The organism is Micromonospora sp. M61, from assembly GCF_018070245.1.
Classification (GTDB): domain Bacteria; phylum Actinomycetota; class Actinomycetes; order Mycobacteriales; family Micromonosporaceae; genus Micromonospora; species Micromonospora zamorensis.
In genome coordinates, this window is sequence record NZ_JAGPYA010000034.1 from 47,097 (window position 1) to 73,637 (window position 26,541).

The 26,541-nt window shown below is 71.0% G+C and carries 21 protein-coding genes and 2 pseudogenes; 12 read left to right on the forward strand and 11 right to left on the reverse strand.

The features are described from left to right. Window positions 1–2: 2 nt before the first annotated feature. From KBX34_RS20190 to KBX34_RS20200, 3 genes are read right to left on the reverse strand one after another with little or no spacing between them, the layout of a single operon-like run. A complete protein-coding gene (locus KBX34_RS20190) occupies window positions 3–764 on the reverse strand; it encodes a metal ABC transporter ATP-binding protein (RefSeq protein WP_210926292.1) in 762 nt (253 codons plus the stop codon). After that, window positions 761–1,705: a metal ABC transporter substrate-binding protein gene (locus KBX34_RS20195; RefSeq protein ID WP_210793529.1), complete on the reverse strand. Its 945-nt coding sequence runs from the start codon at window positions 1,703–1,705 to the stop codon at window positions 761–763. The genes KBX34_RS20190 and KBX34_RS20195 overlap by 4 nt, the downstream gene beginning before the upstream one ends. A 54-nt stretch (window positions 1,706–1,759) precedes the next feature. Further along, window positions 1,760–2,017, reverse strand: coding sequence for a hypothetical protein (locus KBX34_RS20200; RefSeq protein WP_088949666.1), 258 nt, complete (start codon window positions 2,015–2,017; stop codon window positions 1,760–1,762). A gap of 29 nt (window positions 2,018–2,046) precedes the next feature. On the opposite strand from KBX34_RS20200, the gene KBX34_RS20205 reads away from it, so the two are divergent. From KBX34_RS20205 to dusB, 4 genes are all read left to right on the forward strand, one after another. Beyond that, window positions 2,047–2,388 (forward strand): antibiotic biosynthesis monooxygenase, encoded by a 342-nt coding sequence (locus KBX34_RS20205; RefSeq protein ID WP_088949665.1) that lies wholly within the window; start codon window positions 2,047–2,049, stop codon window positions 2,386–2,388. Window positions 2,389–2,412: 24 nt separating this feature from the next. Continuing rightward, complete coding sequence (locus KBX34_RS20210; protein WP_088949664.1) at window positions 2,413–2,892, forward strand: hypothetical protein; 480 nt, start codon at window positions 2,413–2,415, stop codon at window positions 2,890–2,892. Between the two features lie 114 nt (window positions 2,893–3,006). Continuing rightward, on the forward strand, window positions 3,007–4,386 hold the full coding sequence (locus KBX34_RS20215; protein ID WP_088949663.1) for a glycine--tRNA ligase: 1,380 nt from the start codon (window positions 3,007–3,009) through the stop codon (window positions 4,384–4,386). A gap of 79 nt (window positions 4,387–4,465) precedes the next feature. Further along, window positions 4,466–5,623: a tRNA dihydrouridine synthase DusB gene (gene dusB / locus KBX34_RS20220; RefSeq protein ID WP_210793585.1), complete on the forward strand. Its 1,158-nt coding sequence runs from the start codon at window positions 4,466–4,468 to the stop codon at window positions 5,621–5,623. A 202-nt stretch (window positions 5,624–5,825) separates the two neighbouring features. On the opposite strand, the gene KBX34_RS20225 is transcribed toward dusB, so the two are convergent. Together KBX34_RS20225 and KBX34_RS20230 are read right to left on the reverse strand one after the other, a co-directional pair. Further along, the gene (locus KBX34_RS20225; protein ID WP_210926293.1) at window positions 5,826–6,485 is read right to left on the reverse strand and encodes a C39 family peptidase; all 660 of its coding nucleotides are present in this window, start codon (window positions 6,483–6,485) and stop codon (window positions 5,826–5,828) included. A gap of 820 nt (window positions 6,486–7,305) precedes the next feature. After that, window positions 7,306–9,073, reverse strand: a pseudogene (locus tag KBX34_RS20230) (family 20 glycosylhydrolase); the annotation flags it as partial. A 248-nt stretch (window positions 9,074–9,321) separates the two neighbouring features. On the opposite strand from KBX34_RS20230, the gene ppdK reads away from it, so the two are divergent. Continuing rightward, a complete protein-coding gene (ppdK, locus tag KBX34_RS20235; protein ID WP_210793527.1) occupies window positions 9,322–12,030 on the forward strand; it encodes a pyruvate, phosphate dikinase in 2,709 nt (902 codons plus the stop codon). Window positions 12,031–12,080: 50 nt separating this feature from the next. Here ppdK and KBX34_RS20240 read toward each other — a convergent pair whose 3' ends face one another. Together KBX34_RS20240 and wrbA are read right to left on the reverse strand one after the other, a co-directional pair. Next, the gene (locus KBX34_RS20240) at window positions 12,081–13,508 is read right to left on the reverse strand and encodes an MFS transporter (RefSeq protein ID WP_210926295.1); all 1,428 of its coding nucleotides are present in this window, start codon (window positions 13,506–13,508) and stop codon (window positions 12,081–12,083) included. Between the two features lie 26 nt (window positions 13,509–13,534). After that, complete coding sequence (wrbA, locus tag KBX34_RS20245) at window positions 13,535–14,212, reverse strand: NAD(P)H:quinone oxidoreductase (protein WP_210926297.1); 678 nt, start codon at window positions 14,210–14,212, stop codon at window positions 13,535–13,537. 76 nt (window positions 14,213–14,288) lie between these two features. Here wrbA and KBX34_RS20250 point away from each other — a divergent pair, with 76 nt between their 5' ends. Further along, a complete protein-coding gene (locus tag KBX34_RS20250; protein ID WP_210793524.1) occupies window positions 14,289–14,747 on the forward strand; it encodes a MarR family winged helix-turn-helix transcriptional regulator in 459 nt (152 codons plus the stop codon). A 43-nt stretch (window positions 14,748–14,790) separates the two neighbouring features. Here KBX34_RS20250 and KBX34_RS20255 read toward each other — a convergent pair whose 3' ends face one another. Beyond that, window positions 14,791–15,291 carry a roadblock/LC7 domain-containing protein gene (locus tag KBX34_RS20255; protein WP_210926299.1) on the reverse strand — a complete coding sequence of 167 codons (501 nt, stop codon included), beginning with the start codon at window positions 15,289–15,291 and terminating at the stop codon, window positions 14,791–14,793. Between the two features lie 252 nt (window positions 15,292–15,543). Here KBX34_RS20255 and KBX34_RS20260 point away from each other — a divergent pair, with 252 nt between their 5' ends. From KBX34_RS20260 to KBX34_RS20270, 3 genes are read left to right on the forward strand one after another with little or no spacing between them, the layout of a single operon-like run. Continuing rightward, complete coding sequence (locus KBX34_RS20260) at window positions 15,544–15,897, forward strand: VOC family protein (RefSeq protein ID WP_088949656.1); 354 nt, start codon at window positions 15,544–15,546, stop codon at window positions 15,895–15,897. 42 nt (window positions 15,898–15,939) lie between these two features. Further along, window positions 15,940–17,205, forward strand: a complete 1,266-nt coding sequence (locus tag KBX34_RS20265; protein WP_210926301.1) for a deoxyguanosinetriphosphate triphosphohydrolase — start codon at window positions 15,940–15,942, stop codon at window positions 17,203–17,205. Between the two features lie 15 nt (window positions 17,206–17,220). Further along, a complete protein-coding gene (locus KBX34_RS20270) occupies window positions 17,221–18,078 on the forward strand; it encodes a siderophore-interacting protein (RefSeq protein ID WP_210926302.1) in 858 nt (285 codons plus the stop codon). A gap of 7 nt (window positions 18,079–18,085) precedes the next feature. Here KBX34_RS20270 and KBX34_RS20275 read toward each other — a convergent pair whose 3' ends face one another. Then, a complete protein-coding gene (locus KBX34_RS20275) occupies window positions 18,086–19,291 on the reverse strand; it encodes a low temperature requirement protein A (RefSeq protein WP_210926304.1) in 1,206 nt (401 codons plus the stop codon). A gap of 113 nt (window positions 19,292–19,404) precedes the next feature. Between KBX34_RS20275 and dnaG the strand changes: the two are divergent. Both dnaG and KBX34_RS20285 read left to right on the forward strand, forming a co-directional pair. Next, window positions 19,405–21,307: pseudogene (dnaG, locus tag KBX34_RS20280) on the forward strand (DNA primase). Beyond that, window positions 21,308–21,844: a hypothetical protein gene (locus KBX34_RS20285; RefSeq protein ID WP_210926308.1), complete on the forward strand. Its 537-nt coding sequence runs from the start codon at window positions 21,308–21,310 to the stop codon at window positions 21,842–21,844. A 9-nt stretch (window positions 21,845–21,853) separates the two neighbouring features. On the opposite strand, the gene KBX34_RS20290 is transcribed toward KBX34_RS20285, so the two are convergent. Beyond that, window positions 21,854–22,873 carry a TAXI family TRAP transporter solute-binding subunit gene (locus tag KBX34_RS20290; RefSeq protein ID WP_210793518.1) on the reverse strand — a complete coding sequence of 340 codons (1,020 nt, stop codon included), beginning with the start codon at window positions 22,871–22,873 and terminating at the stop codon, window positions 21,854–21,856. After that, the gene (locus KBX34_RS20295) at window positions 22,870–25,233 is read right to left on the reverse strand and encodes a TRAP transporter fused permease subunit (protein ID WP_210926310.1); all 2,364 of its coding nucleotides are present in this window, start codon (window positions 25,231–25,233) and stop codon (window positions 22,870–22,872) included. Before KBX34_RS20295 ends, KBX34_RS20290 begins: the two co-directional genes overlap by 4 nt. 132 nt (window positions 25,234–25,365) lie before the next feature. Between KBX34_RS20295 and KBX34_RS20300 the strand changes: the two genes are divergently transcribed. Beyond that, on the forward strand, window positions 25,366–26,298 hold the full coding sequence (locus KBX34_RS20300; RefSeq protein WP_088949649.1) for an ABC transporter ATP-binding protein: 933 nt from the start codon (window positions 25,366–25,368) through the stop codon (window positions 26,296–26,298). Window positions 26,299–26,541: the final 243 nt, after the last annotated feature.

The following is a 26,541-nucleotide window of genomic DNA, read 5'->3' on the forward strand; positions in this document are numbered from 1 at the left end:
CGTCAGTTGCTCCACAGCCCGGCGGGCTCGTCGTAACAGTGCGGGTGCACGTGGTCGTGGTCGGGCTCCGCGTGATGGCCCGCCGGGTCCGGCACCGCGCCGTCGTGCGCGATGCGACCCTCGTGGACGACCACCGCCCGGCTGATCACCGGTCGCAGCGGGCCCAGCTCGTGGGCGACCAGCAGCACCGTCCCACCGTTGTCGACGAAGTTGCGCAGCGCGCCGGCGAACGCCTCCTGGCTGGCCGCGTCCACCCCGGCGGTGGGCTCGTCGAGGACCAGCAGCTCCGGTTCACCGGCCAGGGCGCGGGCGATCAGGGTGCGCTGCTGCTGGCCGCCGGAGAGCGTGGACACCGGGTCGCCCGCCCGGTCGGCGAGCCCGACCGCGAGCAGTGCGGCGTCCACGGCGGCCCGGTCGGCTCGACCCGGCGGGCGGAGCACCCCCCGGCGGGCCAGCCGGCCGGAGGCCACCACCTCGCGGACGGTGGCTGGCACGCCGCCGCCGGCGCCCAGGCGCTGCGGGACGTACCCGATGCGCGCCCACTGCCGGAACCGGCGCAACGGCCGGTCGAAGAGGGCGACCGAGCCGGCGCTGAGTGGCACCAGCCCGAGCACGGCGCGGATCAGGGTGGACTTGCCGGAGCCGTTCGCGCCGAGCACCGCGACCACCTCTCCGGCGGTCACGGTGAGCGAGATGTTCCGGAGCACGGGGCGGCCGTCGTAGCCGACCACCCCGTGCTCGACGGTGATGACAGGTGAGGTCACGAGCAGCTCAAGGCCGTCTGCAGGGTCTGCAGGTTGGTACGCATCACCGAAAGGTAGTCCCCGTTGCTGCCGGCGGCGAGCCCTTCGATCGGGTCCAGCACCGCGGTCTTCGCGCCGACCTGACCGGCGATTGTCTCGGCGACCTTCGGGCTGACCAGCGTCTCGAAGAAGATCGTGGTGGCCTGGTGCTCCTTCGCCTCCTCGATCACGTGCGCGAGCCGCTGTGGGGAGGGCTCGACGTCCGGGCTCAGCCCGGTGATGCCGACCTGGTCGAGCTGGTAGCGGTCGGCGAGGTAGCCGAACGCGGCGTGGCTGGTGACGATCTCGCGCCGCTGGCAGGTCGCCAGGCCCTGCTTGAACTCCCCGTCCAGGGTCGTCAGGTCGGCGCGCAGCGCCGCGGCGCGGGCGGTGTAGTCGGCGGCGTGGGCCGCGTCGGCCTTGCCGAGCCGCTGGGCGAGCTGGTCGCCGATGCCGGCCAGCCGGGTCGGGTCGAGCCAGACGTGCGGGTCCTTGCCGCCGCTCTCCTCGGTGTGCCCCTCCTCGCCCTCGTGGTCGTGCCCGCCGGCGGACGCGTCCAGCAGCGGCTGCACGCTGGTCACGTCGAACGCCCGGTCGCCACCGTTCTGCGCGACGGCGTCGTCCACCGCCGGCTGGAAACCCTTGAGGTAGACGATCAGCTCCGCGTCGCTGACCTGGCCGACCTGGCTCGGGTTGAGCTCCAGGTCGTGTGGCTCGGCACCCGGCTTGGCCAGGTTGGTCACCCGGACCGCGTCGCCGCCGATCCGCTCGGCCAGGAACTGGAGGGGGTAGAACGCGGCCACCACGTCGACCCGTTGGGGGTCGGCGCCGGCGGCGTCGCCGCTGGAGCAGCCGGCCCCGGCACCCAGGGCGAGGAGGGCGGTCGCGGCGGCCAGGACACGGTACGTGGTGCGGTTGGTCATGTCGTCAACTGTCCGTGGCAACGATAATGATTGTCAAAAACGCATGATTGCATGTCAGAGCAGCTTGGCGAGGCCCACCGTCACCAGCAGGGTCAGCATCACCAGTCGAATCAGGCGGGTCTGCGGCGCCTGAACCGCCCAGGTCGTCGCCAACAGGGCGATCAGGCCCGCGGCGAGCGCGAGCGTCAGCAGCCCGCCGATCACCCCGGGCGTGAAGAACGCCACCAGCACCACCACCAGGGTGAGCAGGAACACCGACGTCGGGTTCGCCCCGGCCAACCGGGCGAGCAGGGGGCGCTGCGTACGCTGCATCCCACAGACTCTACGAGGAGGGACCACCGTTGCTGGTGACCAACCGGTTCGTGGTCGACGTCGATGTCGCCGACGACTTCACCGAACGGGCGCACGCCGCCCTCACCGCCCTGGCCGCCTGCCGCGGCTACCTGCGCGGTCAACTGGTCCGGGCGCTCGACGACCCCCGGCACTGGTCGCTGGTCACCGAATGGGAGTCGGTCGGCACGTACCGGCGGGCCCTGGGGGCCTTCGAAGTCAAGGTCAGCGCCGTGCCGCTGCTCGCCGAGTCAGTCGACGAACCCTCCGCGTACGAGGCGCTGGCGACCGCGGCGCCCGGCGGAGCGGTGGTCGTCGCCGAGAGTGATCGGGCTGCGGGTCCTTACCGCTGAGCCGCCGGACACTACGCTGCTCCTATGACCGCACCCGCCCCGCCACCCGGTCCCGGGGTGGCTCCGCCGTTCGCCGCGCCGCCCACCGAGGGTCGCCGGACTCGGCTCTGGATCGGCCTCGGCGTCGGCGCGCTCGCCGTGGTGCTCTGCTGTGGCGGGGGCGGCACCGCCGTCGTCGGCCTGGCCGTCAGCGGCGTGCAGGCGATCCGGGAGCAGGCCCGCACCGTGACCGGTGACTACTACCAGGCGCTGGTCGAGCGGGACTACGGGCGGGCGTACGAGCAGCTCTGCGACGACGCGCAGCGGCGTGAGTCCCGGCCCGAGTTCGAGCGGCGAGCCTCCGCCGAACCTCAGGTCTCGGCGTTCCGCGTGGGTGAGGTGGACACCACCAGCCTGACCGTGCCGGTCGACGTGACACTCGCCGGTGGTGACCGGGAGCAGCAGCAGGTCAGGCTCGGGCAGGACGGGGAGACCGGCGGCGTGGAGGTCTGCGGGGTGAGCTGACCCGCCCCCGGTATTCTGCTGGGCTCAGGGCGACGGTGGTCGTACCGTTGTCCTGAACTGACCGTTCCATCCACATCTCGCCCCCGCCGACCGCCAGCCGGCGTAGGAGGAAACATGCCAGCCGACCGTATCGACGCCGTCGTCAGCCTCGCCAAGCGACGAGGCTTCGTCTTCCCCTCCAGCGAGATCTACGGAGGCACCCGATCGGCGTGGGACTACGGTCCGCTCGGCGTGGAGCTCAAGGAGAACGTCCGCCGGCAGTGGTGGAAGACCATGGTCCAGCAGCGCGACGACGTCGTGGGCCTGGACTCTGCGGTGATCCTGTCTCGCAAGGTGTGGGAGGCGTCCGGTCACATCGCCGAGTTCGTCGACCCGCTCACCGAGTGCCAGTTCTGCCACAAGCGCTTCCGGGCGGACCACCTGGAAGAGGCGTACGCGGAGAAGCACGGCAAGCCGCTGACCTCACTGGCCGAGCTGAACTGCCCCAACTGCGGCAACAAGGGCACCTTCACCGAGCCGAAGATGTTCAACGGCCTGATGAAGACCTACCTGGGCCCGGTGGAGAGCGACGAGGGGCTGCACTACCTGCGCCCGGAAACCGCGCAGGGCATCTTCGTCAACTACAAGAACGTCGAGACGGTCGCCCGCAAGAAGCCGCCCTTCGGCATCGCGCAGACCGGCAAGTCGTTCCGCAACGAGATCACCCCGGGTAACTTCATCTTCCGGACCCGCGAGTTCGAGCAGATGGAGATGGAGTTCTTCGTCGAGCCGGGCACCGACGAGCAGTGGCACGAGTACTGGCTCCAGGAGCGCTGGAACTGGTACCTCGACCTCGGCCTCTCGGCGGACAATCTGCGCCTCTTCGAGCACCCCGCCGAGAAGCTTTCGCACTACTCGAAGCGGACGGTGGACATCGAGTACCGCTTCCAGTTCGGCGGCACCGAGTTCGCCGAGCTGGAGGGGGTCGCCAACCGCACCGACTTCGACCTCTCCACGCACAGCAAGCACTCGGGCGTCGACCTGTCGTACTTCGACCAGACCAAGAGTGAGCGCTGGATGCCGTACGTCATCGAGCCGGCCGCCGGTCTGACCCGTGCGGTGCTCGCCTTCCTGCTGGAGGCGTACGACGAGGACGAGGCACCCAACACCAAGGGCGGCGTGGACAAGCGCACCGTGATGCGGTTCGACCCGCGACTCGCCCCGGTCAAGGTGGCGGTGCTGCCGTTGTCCCGCAACGAGGCGCTGTCGCCGAAGGCCAAGGATCTCGCGACGCTGCTGCGCAAGCGCTGGGTGGTGGAGTTCGACGACTCGCAGGCGATTGGCCGCCGCTATCGCCGGCAGGACGAGATCGGCACCCCGTTCTGCGTGACCGTCGACTTCGACACGCTGGACGACAACGCCGTGACGGTGCGCAACCGGGACACGATGGCCCAGGAGCGGGTCTCCCTGGACCAGGTCGAGCGTTACCTGATCGAGCGTCTGCCCGGCTGCTGAGGCTGCGTGCACGGGGCCTCGGCCGACGCGATAAGCGCCGGTCGGGGCCCCGTACACTTGTCCGGTGACTGTCTCGACCATGCCCGCGCTGCGCCCGTTGACTCTCGGGCCGTACCAGGTGTGGCCGCCGGTGGTGCTCGCGCCGATGGCCGGGATCACCAACGTCGGGTTCCGCCGGCTCTGCCGTGAGCAGGGCGGCGGCATCTACGTCTGCGAGATGATCACCACTCGGGCTCTGGTCGAGCGCAACCCGAAGACGCTGCGCATGATCACGTTCGGCGACGACGAGAAGCCGCGCAGCCTCCAGCTATACGGCACCGACCCGGAGATCACCGCGGCCGCCGTCCGGATCGTCGTCGAGCGCAACCTGGCCGATCACATCGACCTCAACTTCGGCTGCCCGGTCCCCAAGGTCACCCGGCGTGGCGGCGGCGCGGCGTTGCCGTGGCGACGTCGGCTCTTCGCCCGACTGGTGCGGGCCGCGGTGGACGCCGCGTCACCGGCCGGAGTGCCGGTCACTGTCAAGATGCGCAAGGGCATTGACGACGACCACCTGACGTACGTCGAAGCGGGGCTCGCCGCCCAGGAAGCCGGCGTGGCCGCGGTGGCCCTGCACGGGCGCACGGCGGCGCAGCGCTACTCGGGCACCGCCGACTGGGACGCGATCGCCACCTTGAAGCAGGCCCTCGACGTGCCGGTGCTCGGCAACGGCGACATCTGGGAGGCCGACGACGCGCTGCGGATGGTCGCGCACACCGGCGTGGACGGCGTGGTCGTCGGGCGCGGCTGCCTGGGTCGGCCGTGGCTCTTCGCCGACCTGGAGGCCGCCTCCAACGGCCGGCCAGAGCGGCGACTGCCCAGCCTCGGCGAGGTGGCGGTGACCATGCGCCGGCACGCCGAGCTGCTGGTGGACCAGTTCGTGGCCGGTGCCCGCAACCCGGCCCGGGGCGAACGGGACGGCTGCACCGACTTCCGCAAGCACGTCGCCTGGTATCTCAAGGGCTTCCCAGTCGGTGGCGAGCTGCGCCGCTCGCTGGCGATGATCGAAAGCCTGGCCCAGCTCGACGACCTGCTCGGCAAGCTCGACCCGAGCGAGCCGTTCCCGGTGACCGCTCTGGGGCAGCCACGCGGGCGCACCAACTCGCCGGGCAAGGTCGCCCTGCCCGACGGGTGGCTGGCCAGCCGGGACGACGACACCGTCCCCGAGGGCGCCGAGATGGACGACTCCGGCGGCTGACCGAGCCTCCGGCCGGTTGGGCGGAGACGCCCGGCGGCCATCCCTCCTCGGTCTCGTGGCGCTCGGTCTTTCCTCGACGATCCGCTCGCAGAGGCTGGGCAGATGAGTTCGGCGTCCTATCGAGCTGATGTCGTGAACGGTCATGACGAAGGGCCGGGCCCCGTGGTGGGGTCCGGCCCTTCGCTTCGTGTCTGGTACGGGGTCAGCTGGTGGCGTAGCCGCGGGTGGCGATCCAGTCGGCGAGGTGTTCGACGGTGACGTCGTAGGAGGCGGTGTTCGGGTCGGCGGAGTCGGCGATCTTCACGGTCTGGCCGTTGTCGCGGTAGCCGACGACGCTGATGTAGTGCCCGCCCTCGAAGGAGTGGATAGCACCGTCGGTGTCGGTGGTGGTGCCGGCGATGTTGGCGACCACGGCCCGGCCGTCGTCAACGGTCTTGACGATGTCGGCGCGCAGCTTGTCGGTCTGCTTCGCGTCGGCGTCCGGGGTGCTGATCTCCACGGACCGGTAGGCGTCGTTCTTGCCGGTTTCCTTGTTCAGCACGGGGGTGATGTCGTTGATGGAGTTGGTGCCGGCCTCGGTGGTGCCCATCTCCTTGGCCATCGCGTCGACGCTGATGTCCTTGCCCTGCACACTCAGGGCGTTACGGGCGGCGGCGGGTCCGCAGTAGTAGAAGTTCGGCTGGGCCTCGTAGCGCACGCCCAGCTGACGCTCACCCGCAGGCTTGCGATCAGACTGCGTCTGCGACGCCGGCTTCGCATCGGTCGCGGCGTACGCGGCGGTGACGGGTCCGACGATCGCGCCGCCGGTGAAGGCCAGGCCAGCAGCGGTCAGAGCGGTCTTACGAATCAGATCGGTACGCATGATGGCGTGCTCCTCTGCGATTGGGGGTGCACGGCACGCCCGGGGGGTGGGCGTGCCGCACGTGCAAGGGGGGAAGTTTGGGAGGTTCTTGCCCGGTGGCCACAGGGGCCGGCGTCGGGTGAGGGTGTAACGGTGCGGGGCGGCGGGTCATTCCACCTGGCCCCGGCTTGTGGTGCTCGGGGGTGCGGGGTGTGTAACCGGGGTGCTCGGGGGGTGCGGGGTGTGTAACCGGCCGGGCTGGCGAGTCATTCCGCCGGGTTCCCCGCCACGGTGCTCCGGGGCTGTAACCGGCCGGGCGGGCGACGCATTTCCGCCCGCTGGCGGTGCGTGCTGAGGGGGTGTAACCGGGGCGGCCTGTCGGGTGTTCCCGGCGGCTGCCGCGCTCCACGACCCGAAGTCGCGGTGGCATGCCAGGTATAACGACCCCGCCCGGCCCACGATTCCGCCGCCAGGGTCGTGCCAACCACGGGACATCCATACCGAAATCGGACAGCCGCCCCAAGAGCCCATCCCGAAACGGGACACCACGCCCGCCAACCCCGGCCTGGACAATCCAAGATCCGCGCACTTTCCGGGAAAGTGCTGCCTCACGACGCCGCGAGGCAGCAGTTTCCCGGATGTTGCGCGGATCTTGACTGGGTGGGGGTCCGGACACCCACGCCGGGGACGTCAAACGCAGCGCATCACGCCAAGGTCGCGCTCGATCCAGGAAACAGGCCCATCCGGCGCCGACGAGGCCACTACAACCGGGATCGAGCACGATCAGGGGTAGACCCAGAGACCCGGATTGTGACCGGGGCCTCCCGTGAACGCGGGCCGCGTCAGTGGGTGGCGGTGTCGGTCTGGGGCGTGTTGCGCTGGGTGGGGATGGTGGCGGTGGTTGCCCAGGGGATTTCGGGCGCGCGGTGGAAGGTGATGCTGGCGGTCGCCCAGCGCGGGCCCTGACCGGCCAGCCGGTCACGGAAGTCGGCCCAGTCGTGGGTCGCCCGGGTGGACCAGCCCAACTCGGCGATGGCGGGGAGTCGGGGCAGGAGCAGGAACTCGATGTCGGCCAGTGAGGTGACCGATTCGGTCCAGAGCGGGGCCTCCACACCGAGGACGGCCTCGGGCGGTACACCTGCGACGTGCGTGGCCGGGTCCCAGTCGTACGCCTTTCGTACGTCGATCAGGCCGGCCCAGTCGTGCCCGATCGGGGTGTCCGGGCCGTACTTCATGTCCAGGTAGGCGTGGTTGCCGGGGGAGAGGATCAGCCGGGCGCCCTGACGTACGGCCTCGGCGGTGGTGGGGTCGGCGCCGGTGGTGCCCCACCACTGCAGGATCCGGCCGTCGAGGTGGGCGGCCGGTGCGAGCTGGTGCCAACCCACGACGGTCTTACCGAGGTCGCCCACGATGCGCTGGACCCGCTCGACGAAACCGGTGTAGACCTCGCCGGTGACCTTGAACGCCTCGTCGCCGCCGATGTGCAGCCACGGCCCGGGGGTGAGCGCGGCCACCTCGCCCAGCACGTCGGCGATGAAGTCGTACGTCCGCTCGTCGGCTGGGTCGACGTAGCTGAAACCGACCTCGGTGCCGGTGTACGGAGGTGGCGCGATCTTGTCCGGTGCCAGCTCCGGGTACGCGACCAGCGCCGCGTTGGTGTGGCCGGGGAGGTCGATCTCCGGGACGACAGTGATGTGGCGGTCGGCCGCGTAGGCGACGATCCGCTGGTAGTCGGCCTTCGTGTAGTGCCCGCCGGGGCCGCCGCCGACCTCGGTCGCCCCACCGACGGTGGTCAGCCTCGGCCAGGAGTCGACGGCGATCCGCCAGCCCTGGTCGTCGGTGAGGTGCAGGTGCAGGTGGTTGAGCTTGTAGCGGGCCAGGTGGTCGATCACCCGCAGCACGTCCTCGACGGCGAAGAAGTGCCGCGCGACGTCGAGCATCGCGCCCCGGTACGGGAAGCGGGGTGCGTCGGTGATCGTCCCGCCGGGCAGCGCCCAGTGCTCGGTGGCCGGGGTGGGGCTCTCGATCGCCGACGGCAACAGTTGGCGCATGGTCTGCACGCCGTAAAAGAGGCCGGTGGCGGTGACGGCGGTGAGGCGTACCCCGTCGGGGGCGACGTCGAGCCGGTAGCCCTCCGCGCCGAGGTCGGCGGCCTCGTCCAGCACCAACGCTATGCCGCCGACCGGCCCTGGCCCGGCGGCGTCGGCGACCGGCAGCGAGTGGGCGGCGGCGTCGGTGACCGGGAGCGGGTAGCCGGTGGCCGGGCGCAGCAGCTCGGCGAGGTGCTCGGCGACGGCCAGCGCGGCCGGGTCGGCGCTGACCACGATGACCGCTTCGGCCGGCAGCACCCAGTCCCCGGTCGGGTCCGGCTGGACCTGCTGCGGGGCGGGCACGACGTCGGCGAGCCGGCGCGTGGTCGCCGCGGTGAGCACCGTGACCGCGCTCTGCTCGGCCGCGCGGGCCAGAGTGGCCGCGTCCGGCTCCTCCGCCGACAGTGGCGCGGGGACGGCGGTGGGGCTGGGGGAGGGGGTGGTCGGCACGGCGGCGACTCCGGGGGGTGTATTCGCGTCGGTTATGGCAAAAGCGACGTTCACCGGCTGGCGTGCCATCCAGCGTACGGCGCGCGGCCGGGATGCGTGATGGTGCGCATGGAAGCGTTCCCAAAAACCGGTACGAACACGGATAGTCGTGATGGCTGTGCCAATTGTCACCGAACGGTCCCAGGTCGCTCGATGTTCGCTTAACCTTCGCCCACCGATCGGCGTCGACCCGGGGATTACCGGTGGTCCGCTGCGGGGTAGAAGAAAACTGAACCTTCGTTAAGTGTCAATCCGGCGCGTGTGTTGTGGAGGCTCTGGTGGCAGCGCAAGAGACCGTCGATCACAAGTACGTCTACGACTTCTCTGAAGGAAACAAGGATCTCAAGGACCTGCTCGGCGGCAAGGGGGCCAACCTCGCCGAGATGACCAATCTCGGCCTGCCCGTTCCGCCCGGCTTCACCATCACCACCGAGGCCTGCAAGGCGTACCTCGCGACGGGCCAGCAGCCGGACGGGCTCGCCGGTCAGATCGAGGCGCACCTGGAATCGTTGGAGCGCGCGATGGGCAAGCGTCTCGGCGACCCGCAGGATCCGCTGCTGGTCTCCGTCCGCTCCGGCGCCAAGTTCTCCATGCCCGGCATGATGGAGACCGTCCTCAACGTCGGCCTCAACGACCAGAGCGTGGTCGGGCTCTCCGCGCAGGCCGGCGGGAACGACAGGTTCGCCTGGGACTCCTACCGCCGCCTCATCCAGATGTTCGGCAAGACCGTCTGCGAGGTGCCGGGCGAGGAGTTCGAGCACGCGCTGGACGAGGCCAAGAGCGCCAAGGGCACCCACAACGACCTGGACCTGGACGCCGACGACCTCCGTGGGCTGGTCGACGCGTACAAGAAGATCTTTTTGAAGCACACCGGTCGGGAGTTCCCGCAGCAGCCGCGCGAACAGCTCGACCTGGCCATCCGGGCGGTCTTCGAGTCGTGGAACGCCGAGCGCGCGATCCTCTACCGTCGCCAGGAGCGGATCCCGACCGACCTCGGCACCGCGGTCAACGTGGTGACCATGGTGTTCGGCAACCTCGGCCCGGATTCCGGCACCGGTGTCGCGTTCACCCGTGACCCGGCCAGTGGCGCGCAGGGCATCTACGGCGACTACCTGGCCAACGCGCAGGGCGAGGACGTCGTCGCCGGCATCCGCAACACCGTGCCCCTTCAGGAGCTGGAACAGCTCGACAAGACCTCCTACGACCAGCTGCTCGGCATCATGGCTCGGCTGGAGGAGCACTACAAGGACCTCTGCGACATCGAGTTCACCATCGAACGCGGCAAGCTCTGGATGCTGCAGACGCGGGTCGGCAAACGCACCGCCGCCGCCGCGTTCGTCATCGCGGGGCAACTCGTCGACGAGGGTCTGATCGACCTGGACGAGGCACTGCACCGGGTCAACGGGGCGCAGCTGGCCCAGCTGATGTTCCCCCGTTTCCAGCTCGACCACGACTTCCAGCCGGTCGCCAAGGGCATCGGCGCCTCGCCCGGCGCGGCGTCCGGCACCGTGGTCTTCACCTCCGCGCGGGCCGTCGAGATGGCCGCCGAGGGCAAGTCGGTGATCCTGGTCCGCCGGGAGACCAACCCGGACGACCTGAACGGCATGATCGCCGCCCAGGGCATCCTCACCTCGCGCGGCGGCAAGACCAGCCACGCGGCGGTGGTGGCCCGCGGCATGGGTAAGACCTGCGTCTCCGGCGCCGACGAGATCGAGGTGAACGTCCCGGCGAAACGCTTCACCGTCGCCGGGCAGACCGTCAACGAGGGCGACGTCGTGTCCATCGACGGCACCACCGGCAAGGTCTACCTGGGCGAGGTGCCGGTCATGCCGTCGGAGGTGGTGCAGTACTTCGAGGGCAGCCTCGACCCGGAGCACATCGACAACGCGTTGGTCCGGGCCGTACACCGGATCATGACGCACGCCGACGGCAAGCGGCGGCTCGCGGTCCGCACGAACGCCGACACCGGCGCGGACGCCGCCCGGGCCCGGCGCTTCGGCGCCGAGGGCATCGGGCTGTGCCGCACCGAGCACATGTTCCTCGGCGACCGGCGGGAGCTGGTCGAGCGGCTGATCCTGGCCCGCGCCCCGGGCGAGCGGGAAGCGGCGTTGGAGGCGCTGCTGCCGTTGCAGCGGGCCGACTTCGAGGAGATCTTCCGCGAGATGGACGGCCTGCCGGTCACCGTCCGGCTGATCGACCCGCCGCTGCACGAGTTCCTGCCTCCGCTGGAGCAGCTCGCGGTCAACGTCGCGGTCGCCCAGGAACGGGGCGAGGACGTGGCCAAGGAGGAGGCGCTGCTCGCCGCCGTCCGGCGGATGCACGAGGAGAACCCGATGCTCGGGCTGCGGGGCGTCCGCCTCGGCCTGGTCATCCCCGGCCTGTTCGCGATGCAGGTCCGGGCCATCGCCGAGGCTGCCGTCGCCTGTGCCCGTGGTGGCGGGGTGGCCAAGCCGGAGATCATGGTGCCGCTGGTCGGGGCCGTGCAGGAGCTGGAGACCGTCCGCGCCGAGGCCGAGAAGATCATCGCGGAGGTGGTCGGGGACAGCGGGGTCGAGGTGCTGATCGGCACCATGATCGAGGTGCCCCGGGCGGCGCTGACCGCCGGGCAGATCGCCGAGGCGGCCGAGTTCTTCTCCTTCGGCACCAACGACCTGACCCAGATGGGCTGGGGCTTCTCCCGCGACGACGTCGAGGGCGCGTTCTTCTGGCGGTACCTGGAGCTGGGCATCTTCGGCATCTCGCCGTTCGAGTCGATCGACCGTGACGGGGTCGGCCGGCTGGTGCGGATCGCCGCCGAGGAGGGCCGGGCCGCCCGTCCGGGGCTGAAGCTCGGCGTCTGTGGCGAGCACGGCGGCGACCCCGACTCGGTGCACTTCTTCCACGAGGTCGGCCTGGACTACGTGTCCTGCTCGCCGTTCCGGGTGCCGGTGGCCCGGCTGGAGGCCGGTCGGGCCGTGGTGGAGACCGGCGGGTCGGACAGCCGCTGACGTGGGCCGGCGGCGGACCGGTGCCCCGGTCCGCCGCCGCGCCGCCGTGGTCAGCCGCGGCGATGCTGTGGTAGCAGCAGGCTGACTGTCGCGATAGCCAGGCCGATCCCGGCTGCCATGAGGAAGACCAGGTCGTAGCCGGCGGCGAGGGCGGCAGGGGTGCCTGCGTAGGCGGCGTCTGTTCCGACCTTGGCGCTGGCGGCTGTGGCGAGTGCGGCCAGGGCTACCGAGCCACCTATCTGGCTGGCGGTGTTGGCCAGGCCGCCGATGATGCCCGCGTCGCCTTCGGGTGCGTCGGCGGTGGCCGCAGCCATCAGGGTGGGGAAGGTCAGGCCGATGCCGACGGCGATGAGCAGCGTGGGTCCGAGCACGCTTGTGACGTAGTCGCTGTCCGTCTGGGCCTGGGCGAGCCAGCCGAAGCCGGCCACGAAGCAGACGCTGCCGGCCAGCACCAGAGGGCGTGCACCGGTTCGGGGCAGCAGGTTGGCGGACAGTCGCGCGATCACCACGAACGCCACCGCCGCGGGTGTCTGCCCGAGCCCGGCTTCAAGAGCGCTGTAGCCGAGTGCGTTCTGCATGAACAGCGACGTGAAGTACCACATTGCGATGGCGATCCCGCCGAACAGCAGCAACATGGCGTTGCTGACGGCCACGGTCCGGATCCTGAAGAGCCGCAGGGGCACCATCGGCTGGGTGGCGACACGCGCCTCCACCACGGCGAAGACGACGAGCAGGAGCAGGCCCGCCACGGCTGGCCCGAGAACCCGCACGGACATCCAGCCTTGGTCGGCGCTCTGCATGACCCCGTAGATCAACGCGGCGAGCCCCGCCGTGCCCGTGACCGCGCCACCGAGGTCGAGCGATTCTCGCCGGCTGGCTCGCGTGCGGACCAGCGACATCATGGCCAGCACGATCAGCACGGCGCCGATCGGTACGTTGATGAGGAAGACCCACCGCCACGACAGGCCCGTGGTGATGGCACCGCCGGCGAGCGCGCCGGCCATCCCGCCCACACCGCCCGAAGCGGACCACGCCCCGAACGCCCGGGCCCGCGCCTGCGGCTCGGTGAAGTAGGTGTTGATCACGGCCAACGTGGCCGGGGCCAGCATGGCGGCGCCCACACCCTGCGCGACGCGGGCCCCCACCAGGATCTCCGGAGCGGTTGCCAGGCCACCGACCACACTCGAGGCGGAGAACAGGAACAGCCCGGCGACCAGCATCCGGCGCAGGCCGAACAGGTCGGCGGCCCGGCCACCCAGCAGCATGAAGCCGGCGAAAGTAAGCACGTACCCATTCACCACCCAGGCCAGGCCGGTGGCGGTGAAGCCGAGATCCCGCTGGACCGAGGGCAGCGCGACGTTGACGATGGAGACGTCCAGGATCACCATGAACTGGCAGGCGCATGCCAGCGCCAGGACCATCCATGAGGATCTGGCCTGCAGCCTGGTCCGCTGAGTTGCGGTGCTGGTGCTTGTCATGACTTCTCTCCCTGCCTACCCGCCGCTCACGCGGTCCGGGAGGCTGCGGCGAGGGCTCCGTGGCTGTTTCCGTCACCCACGACGGCATCGGTGACGACGTGGTCGCCCAGCAGCTGAAGTGTGATCTTGGCTAGCCGAAGTCCCTGGTACCTGGCCGCGTCCAGCGCCGCGGCATCGGGGCCGTCTCCGTTCGGGCTGGCCACATGCGACGTGCCGTAGGGGTTGCCGCCTGCGGCGGACACGACCGGATCGGTGAATCCAGGCGGCACGATCAGCGATCCCCAGTGGTAGAAGACGTTGCTCAGCGACAAGATCGTTGCCTCGCTGCCACCGTGCCGGTTGAACGCCGAGGTGAAGGCGGTCACCGGCTTGTTGGCCAGTTTCCCCTCCCGCCACAGCCCGCCGGCCTGGTCGATGAACTGCTTGAGCTGCGCGGCCGGCGCGCCGAATCGACTCGGCGTCCCGAACGCGTACGCGTCGGCCCATGCCAGGTCCTCGAGGGATGCCTGGGCAATCGACGCGGTCTCGTCGGTGTGCCGCCGCCACTGCGGGTTCTGGTCTATCGCGTTGTCGGGTGCCAGCTCGGCGACCCGCCGCAGCCGCACGACGGCCCCGGCCGAGGCGGCCCCCTCGGCGACGGCCTCTGCGAGTGTGTGCACACTGCCTGTCGCGCTGTAGTAGATGACAGCGACCTTCACGGTCATGTCGGGCTCCTCGGTGTTGCTAGAATTAGTTATCCGCATAATGTTATGCGCATAACTAACTTGTCAAGGAGAGTTCGTGGACTTCGAGTACGCCGACGCCCTCAACCAGGCCATCCGCCTGCTGAGCCTGCGCCACCGGGCCAGGGCCGCCGCGTTGCTGGCCCCCCTCGGCCTGCACCCTGGCCAAGAGGCACTCCTGCTCGAACTCGACCGGACCGGCCCGAGAATTCAGGCCCAGCTCAGCGAGGCGCTCGGCTGTGAGCCGCCCAGCGTCACGCTCATGACGCGCAAGCTCGAAGCCTCCGGCCACATCCGCCGCAGGCCCGCTCCCTCCGACAAGCGCGCCAGCATCGTCGAACTCACCGACAGCGGCAAGGCGCTTGCCGACCAGGTCAAGGAGTTGTGGCATGGCCTGGCGGAGGAAACCGTGACCGGCTTGCCCGCCCAGACCGTGGCCGAACTACCCGCCATCCTCAACGCCATGACCGGCAACGTCGACACCAGGCGCCCGGCCACCCGCACGGCCGCCGGCTAGTTCTTGCGCCGCTGTGCCGTCGAGGGGGTTTGGCGGTTTGCGGTCAGATCGGCGGGCGACGCCAGGTGGGTCGGGACGAGCGGCGCAACTGCGCCGGCAGGGTGGCCATCGGCGTACGCACGGCGAGCGGCCCGTGCGCGTCCTGAACCGAGGTGGCGCCGACTGCCCCACCGCGTCTGTCCAGCATCGAGCCCGCCCGACGGGCCACGGCACGGGCCTCCTCGTGCAGCGCTTCCAGGTCCTCGGCCGCAGACACGGTGACCAGGGTCAGCAGGGCGGTGCGCCCGGCCGGGTAGGTCACCACGCAACCGGCGGTGGTGCAGACGACCGACTCCCGGAACTCACCACGTTGGACCGTGTCGGCCACCCGGTGGCCGAGCCCGAAGCTGGCTGCGGCGAGCGCAGCGAGATGGGTGGCGTCGGTGCTGGGCAGATCGCTGGAGATGAGCAGCCCGTCGGTGCCGGCCAGGACCGTGCCGGCGATCTCGGGCCGGCGGCGGCGCAGCCCGCGTAGTTCCGTTCCCACCACCGTGTCCGCGTCCACGAGATTTCCCCTTACCGGTCGGGCTCCGCATGTCGGTCGGCTGGTCACGTTCCGCGCTGGGAACGCTACCGGGCGCGACTTCCGCCCGCGAGCCCATAACCCTCAGCGATCGGTTGACAACTCCAAGCCAATCGGCGGTTGTGGGCCAATCGTCGATGCGTCGTGGGCGGGTCGACCAGCGGTGGCGGGCGTAATCTTGGCTCGCTCGCACACGGCCGATTGCGTATGCCGTCGAACGGGAAAGGTGACTGAATGACCAGCGTCTGGGAGAACCTCACCGTCGATGCCCGCGATCCGGCGCGACTGGCCCGTTGGTGGGCCGAGGCGCTCGGCTACCAGGTCGTCAGCGAGAGTCCGGACGAGGTGGAGATCCGCCAGTCCGCGGACCGCCTGCCCGGCCTGGTCTTCGTGCCCGTGACCGACGCCAAGGACCGCAAGAACCGGCTGCACATCGATCTGCGCCCCGCCAACCGGGAGGCCGAGGTCGAGCGGCTGGTCGACATGGGCGCCCGGCACGTCGACATCGGTCAGGGTGACGTGGAGTGGACGGTGCTGGCAGATCCCGAGGGCAACGAGTTCTGCGTCCTCCGTGAGCGCGAGGAGTGAGCCGGTTTTGCGAGCCCCGCAGTCGCGAACAACGGCGGCTGCGTGAGAAGTGAGCCTGTTGCGGCGGACGCCCGGCTGGTCGAGGAGCCGCCCAAGGACACCGGGCACCGCCGCTCACCGTACGAGCGTGATCGCGCCCGGGTGCTGCACTCGGCGGCGTTCCGGCGGCTGGCCACGAAGACTCAGGTGCACACCGCCGGGACCGATGACTTCCTGCGTACGCGGCTGACGCACTCGCTGGAGGTGGCCCAGATCGCCCGGGAGATGGGCGCCCGGCTGGGTTGTGACCCGGACGTGGTGGACGTGGCGGGGCTCGCCCACGACCTGGGGCACCCGCCGTTCGGGCACAACGGCGAGGCGGCTCTGGATCTGTTGGCCACACCGTGCGGCGGCTTCGAGGGCAACGCGCAGACCCTGCGGGTGTTGACCCGGCTGGAGGCGAAGGTGCTCGCCCCGGACGGGTCGTCCGCTGGGTTGAACCTGACCCGGGCGTCGCTCGACGCGATCGGCAAGTACCCCTGGCCGCGCCGCCTCGGCGAGCGCAAGTTCGGGGTGTACGCCGACGACGTGACCGTCTTCGACTGGATCCGGGAGGGTGCGCCCGGCGACCGGCGCTGCCTGGAAGCGCAGGTGATGGACTGGGCCGACGACGTCGCGTACTCGGTGCACGACGTGGAGGACGGCATCCACGGCGGGTACGTGTCGCTGCGTCCGCTGCTCGGCGACGCCGACGAGCGGGCCGCGCTCTGCGCCGACGTGGCCGGCGCCTACTCCGGGGAGTCGGCGGCCGACCTGGCCGAGGTGCTGGTCGAGTTGCTGGCCGACCCGCTGCTCGCCCCTCTGGCCGGCTACGACGGCAGTCATCGCGCGCAGGTCGCGCTGAAGGCCACCACCAGCGGGGTGACCGGGCGATTCGTGTCCGCTGCGGTGGCTGCCACGGAGGAGCGCTTCGGCCCCGGACCACATCGCCGCTACGCCGCCGACCTGGTGGTGCCTCGGCTGGTCCGGGCGCAGTGCGCCCTGCTCAAGGGCATCGCGCTGCGGTATGTGATGCGTCGGACCGGCTTCCGGGGCCGCTACGAGCGTCAGCGGACGATGTTGGCCGAGCTGGTCGCCGCGCTGGTGCGGCGGGCTCCGGAAGGGCTCGACCCGATCTTCGCTCCGCTGTGGCGGGCCGCCCCGGACGACACCGCCCGACTGCGGGTGGTGATCGACCAGGTCGCCTCGCTCACGGACCCGGCGGCGGTGACCTGGCACACCCGTCTCGTCGGCGGGGACACACCGCCGACCCACGACGGGGCAGCTTAGGCTAGCCTAACTGATATGACGGAACGCCCCAGGAACGTCACCTCGGCCCGGGTGCTGCGCACCGAGCGGCCCACCCCGCATCTGATCCGGCTCGTCCTCGGTGGGGATGAGCTGACCGGTCTGCCGGTGGGCGAGTTCACCGACCACTACATCAAGGTGGTGTTCCCGCAGCCCGGTGTCGATTATCCGCAGCCGCTGGACCTCGCCGCGATCCGTCGGGACCTGCCTCGGGAGCAGTGGCCCCGGCTGCGCGCGTACACGGTGCGACGCTGGGACCCGCTGGCCAAGGAGCTGACCGTGGACGTGGTGCACCACGGTGACGAGGGGCTGGCCGGCCCGTGGGCCGCCGCGTTGCGCCCGGGTGACCCGGTGCACTTCGTCGGCCCCGGCGGCGCGTACGCCCCGAGCCCGGACGCGGACTGGCACCTGCTTGTCGGCGACGAGAGCGCCCTGCCGGCGATCGCCGCCGCCCTGGAACGGCTGCCGCTGGGCGCACCGGCCCACGTCTTCGTGGAGATCGCCGACCCGGCGGATGAGCAGAAGCTGCTCAGCCCCGGCGCGGTCGAGGTGACCTGGCTGCACCGCAGCGACCGCCCGGTGGGCGAGGCGCTGGTCGCGGCGGTGCGGGCGTTGGAGTTCCCCGCCGGCACCGTGCACGCCTTCGTGCACGGCGAGGCTGCCTTCGTCCGGGACCTGCGCCGGCTGCTGCGCGGCGAGCGCGGCGTGCCTCTCGATCGGCTCTCCATCTCCGGCTACTGGCGGCGCGGCATGGACGACGAGGGCTGGCGTTCCACCAAGGCAGACTGGAACCGGCAGGTGACCGCCGAGGAGGAAACCCCCGCGGTGGTGACCGAGCAGGCCGCGGCCGCCTGAGGGCGGATCATCCCTCGGGCGTCTGGGTCGACTCGCTGGCCCTGGCGAGTCGGCGGCTGAGCAGCACGGCGTACCCGACGATCGCCGCGGCGAGCAGGGACAGCATCAGCCTCGGCTCGTGCACCGTCGCGGTGATCACACTGACGGAGACCACCCCGTAGGCGGCGATCGCCAACCGGGCGAGGCTCGGCCGGGTCCACAACCAGTACAGGGCCAGGCCGCACAACGTCCACACCACCATCGAGGCGGCCAGCAGCAGCCGCAGCTCCAGCGGCAGCCGGGGCGCGTCGTCGTCGACCAGCCGGACCACCTGCCCAAGCGCCCAGCCGAGCAGCAGCAGTGCACCGCCGAGCGGAATGTGCAGGTAGCTGTACGCCTGCCCGCCCCGCAGACGACTCTGGAGGAGTCGGGTGGTGACGAAGGTCGTGTAGACCCACCAGACGGCCGCCGGGATCAGGAAGGCCAACCCGGCGGTGAGGATCATGTGGGGCGGGGGATGGTCCGGCACGGCGAAGAGCAGGCTGGCCAGGGCGCTACCCAGCACGATGATCGTGAACTGCCCGATCCGTTCCGGCAGGTGCCGGTTGTCCACCGGCCAGCGGTTGAGCCAGCGCGCCCCGACCCAGGGCGTGGCCAGTTCGATGACCATCGCGACCACCCACAGCGTCGGGCGCCGGTCGGGGGGCGCGGTCAGCGACACCAGCCAGATCAGCCAGCCCGACCCGAAGCCGATCAGGTAGACCGTCGTCACCATGCCGGCCATCGGGCTGGTCGGCCGGGCCCGCAGGTACAGGAGGAGCAGCACCCCGCGCACGATCAGGTACCCGACCGGCAGGAGCACGCTCTCCGGCACCTCGTCGACGCCGAGCGTCATCGCGCCCGCGCCGACCAACGCGAACAGCACCAGCACCCGGTGCAGCGCGTCATCCGGGTCGAACCGGGTGTCGTAGAAGACCTGCCCCACCCACGCCCACTGGATCACCACGAACAGCCCGATCACGGCCAGCACGGCGCTCGGCGACGGGGTCGGGTCGCTGCCCAGCCGGGCGACGACCGCCGCCAGCGCGTACACGAAGATGAGGTCGAGGAAGAGCTCCAACCAGGTGGCATGGCGGTGTCCGGCCTCGTCCGCAGGCGGGGCCTGTCCGCGTAGCCCGATCCGACCAGCCAACCATCTGGGCAGGCGGGGGACGTCGGTCCGTACCCTGCGCATCTGGTCATGGTCCCCGGGCGGGCCCGGCCTGCGGGCCGGAACCGCCCAGCCGGCAGCGGTGGCCGCCACACCGGCGTCCCCCGGCCGGCGTGTCGTCGGCCCGGCAGGGCAGGATGTACGCCGAGGGGGTGGCGCATGGCTGGGCGGATCCGGGACGAGGACATCGCACTGGTCCGGGAACGCACCTCGATCGGGGATGTGATCTCCGAGACGGTCACCCTGAAGTCCGCCGGCGGCGGCAACCTCAAGGGTCTGTGCCCGTTCCACGACGAGAAGAGCCCGTCGTTCAACGTCTCCCCGGCCCGCAACGTCTGGTACTGCTTCGGCTGCGGGGCCGGCGGTGACGCCATCAAGTTCCTGATGGACGCCGACCACCTCAGCTTCGTGGAGTCCGTCGAGCGGCTCGCCGGCCGCGCCGGCATCCAGTTGCGCTACATCGAGGACGACAAGAGCGCCCCGCGCCCTCGCCCGCAGCAGGGCCAGCGCCAGCGCCTGGTCGCCGCGCACGCCGCCGCGGTCGAGTTCTACCGGGCGCAGCTCAGCACCGCGGGTGCCCGGCCGGCGCGGGAGTTCCTGGCCCAGCGAGGGTTCGACCGGGCCGCCGCCGAGCGTTACGGCTGTGGCTTCGCGCCGGACGGTTGGGACCTGCTCACCAAGCACCTGCGCCAGCAGGGCTTCACCCACCAGGAGCTGGTCACTGCCGGGCTGTCCCGGGAGGCCCGCTCCGGCAGCCTGATCGACCGGTTCCGCCGCCGGCTGCTCTGGCCGATCCGCGACCTCGCCGGCGACGTGATCGGCTTCGGCGCGCGCAAGCTCTTCGACGACGACGACGGCCCGAAATACCTGAACACCCCCGAGACGCCGATCTACAAGAAGTCGCACGTGCTCTACGGCATCGACCAGGCCAAACGGGAGATCGCCAAGCAGGGGCGAGCGGTGATCGTCGAGGGTTACACCGACGTGATGGCCTGCCACCTGGCCGGGGTGACCACTGCCGTGGCGACCTGCGGCACGGCCTTCGCCGCGGACCACATCTCGGTTCTGCGCCGTCTCCTGTTCGACAGCGACGAGGTGGCCGGCGAGATCATCTTCACCTTCGACGGCGACGCCGCCGGCCAGAAGGCCGCGCTGCGCGCCTTCGAGGACGACCAGCGCTTCGTCGGGCGCACGTTCATCGCCGTCAGCCCGGACAACATGGACCCGTGCGACCTGCGACTGGCCAAGGGCGACCTGGCGGTGCGTGACCTGGTCGCGCGCCGCGAGCCACTTGTCGACTTCGCGCTGCGACACGTGATCGGCCGCTTCGACCTGGACACCGTCGACGGCCGGGTCGAGGCCATGCGCCACGCCGCGCCGCTGGTCGCGCGCCTCAAGGACCGGGAAAAGCGCCCGGAGTACGTCCGCAAGCTCGCCATGGACCTCGGCATGGAGATCGAGCCGGTGCAGCGGGCGGTGCTCGCCGCCGCCAACACCCCGCCGCCCGGCACCCGCGACGCCGCACCCGCCATCCGCCCCGCATCGGCCCGCCCCGAGCCGACCCCGGACAGCCCGCTGTCGATGGTCGAACGGGAGGCGCTGAAACTCGCCCTCCAGCAGCCGGTCCTGGCCGGGCCCATGTTCGACGCGGTCGAGGCCACCGAATACCGCCACCCGGTGCACGTCGGGGTGCGCGCGGCCATCGCGGCGGCCGGTGGCGCCGCGTCAGCCACCGGCGGCGCGGTCTGGATCGAGTCGGTCCGCGACGCCTGCGACGACCTGGCGTCGGCGGCGCTCGTCGGTGAGCTGGCGGTGGAGCCGCTGCGGATCGACGGGGAAGCCGACCCACGCTACGTGTCGATCACCATGGCGCGGGTGCAGTTCGGGTCGGTGACCTCCCGGATCCGGGACATCAAGTCCCGCATCCAGCGGATCAACCCGGTCAACAACAAGGACGAGTACTTCGCCGCCTTCGGTGAGCTGCTGTCCCTGGAGCAGCACGCCCGGGCGCTGCGCGAGCAGGCTGCGGGAGGCCTCTAGATGGGACTGTTCAGCCGCAAGCCGAAGCTGCCGCCGGCCGACCAGCCGCCGCTGACCGCCGACGAGCGGGTGCTGGCATGGGCGGCCGTTGGCAACGGCGAGGGCGACGGAGTGGTGGTCGCCACCAACCTCGGGCTGTGGCTGCCCGGTCGAGGGCAACGGCTCGGCTGGCACACCATCCTCAAGGCGGTCTGGTCCGGCCGGGAGCTGACCGTCACCCCCGCCGAGGCCGTCGTCGAACGCGACGGCTACACGGTGGTCGCCGACGGCCCGGCCGAGACGTACTTCCTCCTCGACCCGCGCGAGCTGCCGCACCAGGTGCGGGCGCGGGTGACCCGCTCGGTCGCGTACACCGAGCACCAGCCGGTGCCCGGCGGCGCGGCGCGGGTCGCGGCCCGCCGAGTGGCCGGGGCCGACGGTCTGACCTGGACGGTCCGACTCGACCCCGGCACCCCCGCGGACGACGAGGCACTGCTCGCCGAGACCGACCGTCTGGTCGGCGCGGCCCGTGCCGCCACCGCGCCGGCCGACCTCTGACCGGTTGGGTCAGTTGGCGCCGAGATCCTTCAGCGCCTTCTCCGCGCCGCGGTGCAGCGGCACCGGCAGGGTCCTGCGGGCCTTCTCCAGCGAGATCCCCTTGGCCGCCGGGTTGGCCTGGGCCAGGGCGTCGCGCTTGTCGAACACCGTCCGGGTGATCGCGCAGGCGACATTGGCGTCCAGGTCCTTGCGGACCAACAGCACATTGGGCACGACGATGGTCGGGGTGTCGGTTGCCGTTCCGTACGCGTCCCGCCCGATCGTGCCCTCCTGGTAGCCGGGGCTCGACGCGGTCATCTTCGGCAGCAACGGCGCGATGTCGACGAACTTCACCGAGTCGCCGGCGGTGGTGAACAGGTCGGTCAGGCCCCCGGTGGGCAGACCGCCGGACCAGAAGAAACCATCGACGCTGCCGTCCTTGACCCCCTCGACCGTCTTGGTCAGGTCCAGCCGCTGCGCCCGGATGTCCTTGGCCGGGTCGAGGCCGGCGGCCTCCAGCAGCCGGTTGGCGATCACCTCCGTGCCGGACTTCGGTGAGCCGGTGGAGATTCGCTTGCCGCGCATGTCGGCCACCGAGGTGATCCCGGAGTCCTTGCGGACCACCACCTGCGTGTAGTTGTCGTAGATGCGGGCCAGCGCCTCCACCGGCTGCGGCGCGGTGAAGCTGCCCTTGCCCTCGACCGCGTTGACCGCCGTGTCGAACAGGGAGAACGCCACGTCGTACTGGCCGCCGACGAGCTGTTCGACGTTCTGCACCGAGGCGCCGGTCTCGGCCGCGGTGCCGGTGAGCTTGCCGCCGGTCGCCCCGGACAACTGCCCGGCCAGGGCGTTGCCGACCACGTAGTAGACGCCCGTCGCGTTGCCGGTGGCGATGCCGACACGGGTCTCCTTGGTCACCTCGCAGGTGACGTCGCTGGCCGCGTCGTCCTTGTCGGCGCCGCCCTGCTGACCTCCACAAGCCGTGGCGCCGACCGTGACGAGGGCGAGAGCGCTCAGGCCCGCCGCGAGGCGTACGTCGATTCGTCTCACAGTTGTTCCTCCACAGGATTTGCTGGTGATCCGGACGATGGCCGACCGGCGGATCCACGTCGGACGAACACACCTGCCGCCGCGACGGCGGCCAGTGCCGCGCCGACCATGACCGGGACGGGTTCGAGCCAGAGCAGGGTGACACCGGCGAGGGCACCGAGCACGCGTTCCGGGGCGCCGGCGGGCCCCACCCCGGGCAGCCAGCCACCGGCGGCGACGGCGAGCACCGCCACGCTGAGCGCGGTCACCACGGCGGCGAAGGCGATCCGCTGGACGCCACCGATGCCGAGCAGGCCGAGCCCGGCGGGGGTGATGACGAACGCGATCGGGGTCAGATAGGCCGGCAGCGCGTACCGCAGGGTCTGCCACATGGTCGGCACCAGCCGGCCGCCGGTCACCGCGGCGGCGGCCACCGCGGCGAGCGCGGTCGGCGGGGACACCTCGGACAGGACCGCGAAGTAGAAGACGAACATCGCCGCGGCGGGCGCGCTCACGCCCAGGTCGAGCAGAGCCGGACCGACGATCACCCAACCGATCACGAACGAGGCGGTGACCGGCACCGCCAGGCCCAGCAGGCTGAGGGCGACGGCCGCGAGCAGCGCGGTGAGCACCAGGACCAGGGTCGGGTCCGAGGTGGCCGCCTTCGCCCCACCGATCAGCAACGCCGCCGCCTGCGGTCCGAGGCCGGTCTTCGTGGTGGTCGCCGTGATGATGCCGGCGGCGGCACAGACCGCGGACACCGCGAGCACGCCGCGTACGCCGGTGACGAGCGCGGTCACCAGCCGGGCCGGGGTGAGCCGGTACGCGCGGTCCTTCGTGCGGTCCAGAAAGGAGAGCGCGACCGCCAGGAGGATGGCGAAGACGACAGCCCTCGTCGCGGACACGCCGACCGCGAGGAACACGATGATCGCGATTAGCGAGGCGAAGTGGTAGCCGAAGCGGGCCAGCAGACGCCAGGGCGAAGCGACGTCGATCACGACGGGGCGTACGCCGGAGCGGCGCGCGTCGATCTCCACCGAGAGCAGGATGCCGAGGTAGTAGAGCACCGTCGGCACCGTCGCCCAGCCCAGCACCTGGAGGTACGAGACGCCCAGGTATTCGGCGATGATGAACGCCGCCGCACCCAGGGTCGGTGGGGAGAGGATCGCGCCAACCCCGGCCGCGGCCAGCATGCCGCCGGCCCGCTCCGGGGGATAGCCGGCGCGGCGCAGCAGGGGCCAGGTGACCGCCCCGATGCTCACTGTCGTCGCCGCCCCGGAGCCGGAGACGGTGCCGAGCAGGAAGCCGGAGGCCACCGCCGTCCGGCCGGCGGCGGTACGCGAGCGGCGGAACGCCGCAGCCGACAGCTCGACGAAGAACCGCCCGGCTCCGGACAGCTCCAGCACAGCGCCGTAGATGGTGAACAGCACGATGTACGACGCGGCCACGTCCAGCGGAGTGCCGTAGAAGCCGCTGTCGGAGTTGTAGAACGCGTCCACCAGTTGGCTGAAGTCGAGCCCGGCATGGGCGACCGGCCACGACTGCGGGAGCAACCCGCCGTAGTAGCCGTAGCCGAGGAACAGCAGGCAGACCGCGGGCAGGATCCAGCCGGTCGTGCGTCGGCACGCCTCCAGCAGCAGGAGCAGCAGGATGGTGCCCATCGCCAGGTCCGCCGGCACCAGCAGACCCTGCCGGTCGAGGAAGGCGTTGTAGCCGCCGCCACCCGAGCCGAGCGGGACCGGCAGGACGGGGTAGAGGCAGGCCGCCACCGCCAGCACGACCAGGACCCAGTCCGTCGCGGTGGGCGTTGTGGAGGCCAGCCGTGTCAGGACAGGTGCGTCAGTGTCGTGGTTGCCGCCGCCCTTGGTGCTGCGTCGTCCGCGCCGGGCCGCCAGGCGGGCCCGCAGCCGCAGGTCGGCCGGGTAGGCGAGGAAGACCAGCGGGAGTACGCCGGCCAGGAAGATGATCAAGTAATACTTGCTGCCCTGCGACAGCGGGCGGAACACCTGCCAGAGGGAGAGGGCGCCAACGGCCAGCGCCGCCGCGGTGAGGAGCAGACCCGCCGGCCCGGACAACACGCGGCCCGGTTTCTCGTCCTCGAACTGGGCAGCCAGATCCCGGGTCGCCCGTTCGGCGACGGAGTCGCCGTCGCCGGTCGGGTTGTCCCTGCTTGAGTCGTGCCTGGTGGGGTCGTCTCTGCTCGGGTCGTCGCCGGTCGCAGGGGTCTCGGCGGGCGCGGTGAGCTCGGTGGGCGCGGTGAGCTCGGCTGATGGTCGCGGTCGCGGGGCCGCGCTGCTGGGGCCCGTCGCGGGCTCACCGGCGGGAGAGTTGGCTGGTCGGACGGGTGACGAGGAACCATCGGGCGAGCTGATGGGCGGCACGAGGGGACGATACACGTCGATCAGCAAACCGGTGGGGCACCGATCGGGGTTTCGCTGCTGACGGGATGGCCGGTTGGGCACGGGCGGATATTTGCGTGGAGGGCTGTCGGACCGGGCGGTTAGGGTCGGGCGGTGACTTCGGGGCGACCATTGATTCAGGCTCGCGGGCTGGTGAAGCGGTTCGGTGGCTTCACCGCCGTGGACGGCATCGATGTCGAGGTGCGCTCGGGTGAGGCGTTCGGCTTCCTCGGGCCCAACGGCGCCGGCAAGTCCTCCACCATGCGCATGGTCGGCTGCACCTCTCCACCGAGCGGGGGCGAGCTGCGCATCCTCGGCCTGGACCCGGTGGTTGACGGGCCGGCGATCCGGGCGCGGCTCGGGGTGTGCCCGCAGCTCGACAATCTCGACCCGGAGCTGACGGTCCGGGAAAACCTCACCGTCTACGCCCGCTACTTCGGCATCTCACGGCGGGCGGCCCGCGAGCGGGCCGACGAGCTGCTCGACTTCGTCCAGCTCACCGAGCGCGCCGACAGCAAGGTCGACCCGCTCTCCGGTGGGATGAAGCGTCGACTGACCATCGCCCGCGCGCTGGTGAACGACCCGGAGATCGTGCTGCTCGACGAACCGACCACCGGGCTCGACCCGCAGGCCCGACACCTGGTGTGGGAGCGGCTGTTCCGGCTCAAGCAGCAGGGCGTCACTCTGGTGCTCACCACGCACTACATGGACGAGGCCGAGCAGCTCTGCGACCGGCTGGTGGTGATGGACGGCGGCCGCATCGTCGCGGAGGGCTCGCCCCGGGCGCTGATCGAGCGGCACTCCACCCGCGAGGTGGTCGAGTTGCGCTTCGCCGCCGAGTCGCAGGAACCGTTCGCCAGCAAGCTCGACGGGCTGGGGGAGCGGGTTGAGGTGCTGCCCGACCGGGTCCTGCTCTACGTGCCCGACGGCGACGCGGCGGTCGCCGAGGTCACCGCGTTGGGGCTCAACCCGGCCAACGTGCTGGTGCGGCGCAGCGGCCTGGAGGACGTCTTCCTGCACCTGACCGGCCGCACCCTGGTCGACTGACCGACCTCGGCTGATCGTTGGCAGCTCAGCGACAACTTCTCCGGCGTGTCGCACCGCTCAGCTGCCAACGATCGCCGTTCGACTGCATTCGATCTTGGGCGTAACATCGCCCGACCGACGGGCCGGTGGATGCAGGTGACCTTGCGTAGCATCGCCAGCCCGGCGAGCGCATCCGCCCGTTCAGCAGCCAACCACGGGGGTTCCATGTCCAACATGCCGACCAACAGCCGGCATCAGGCCGGC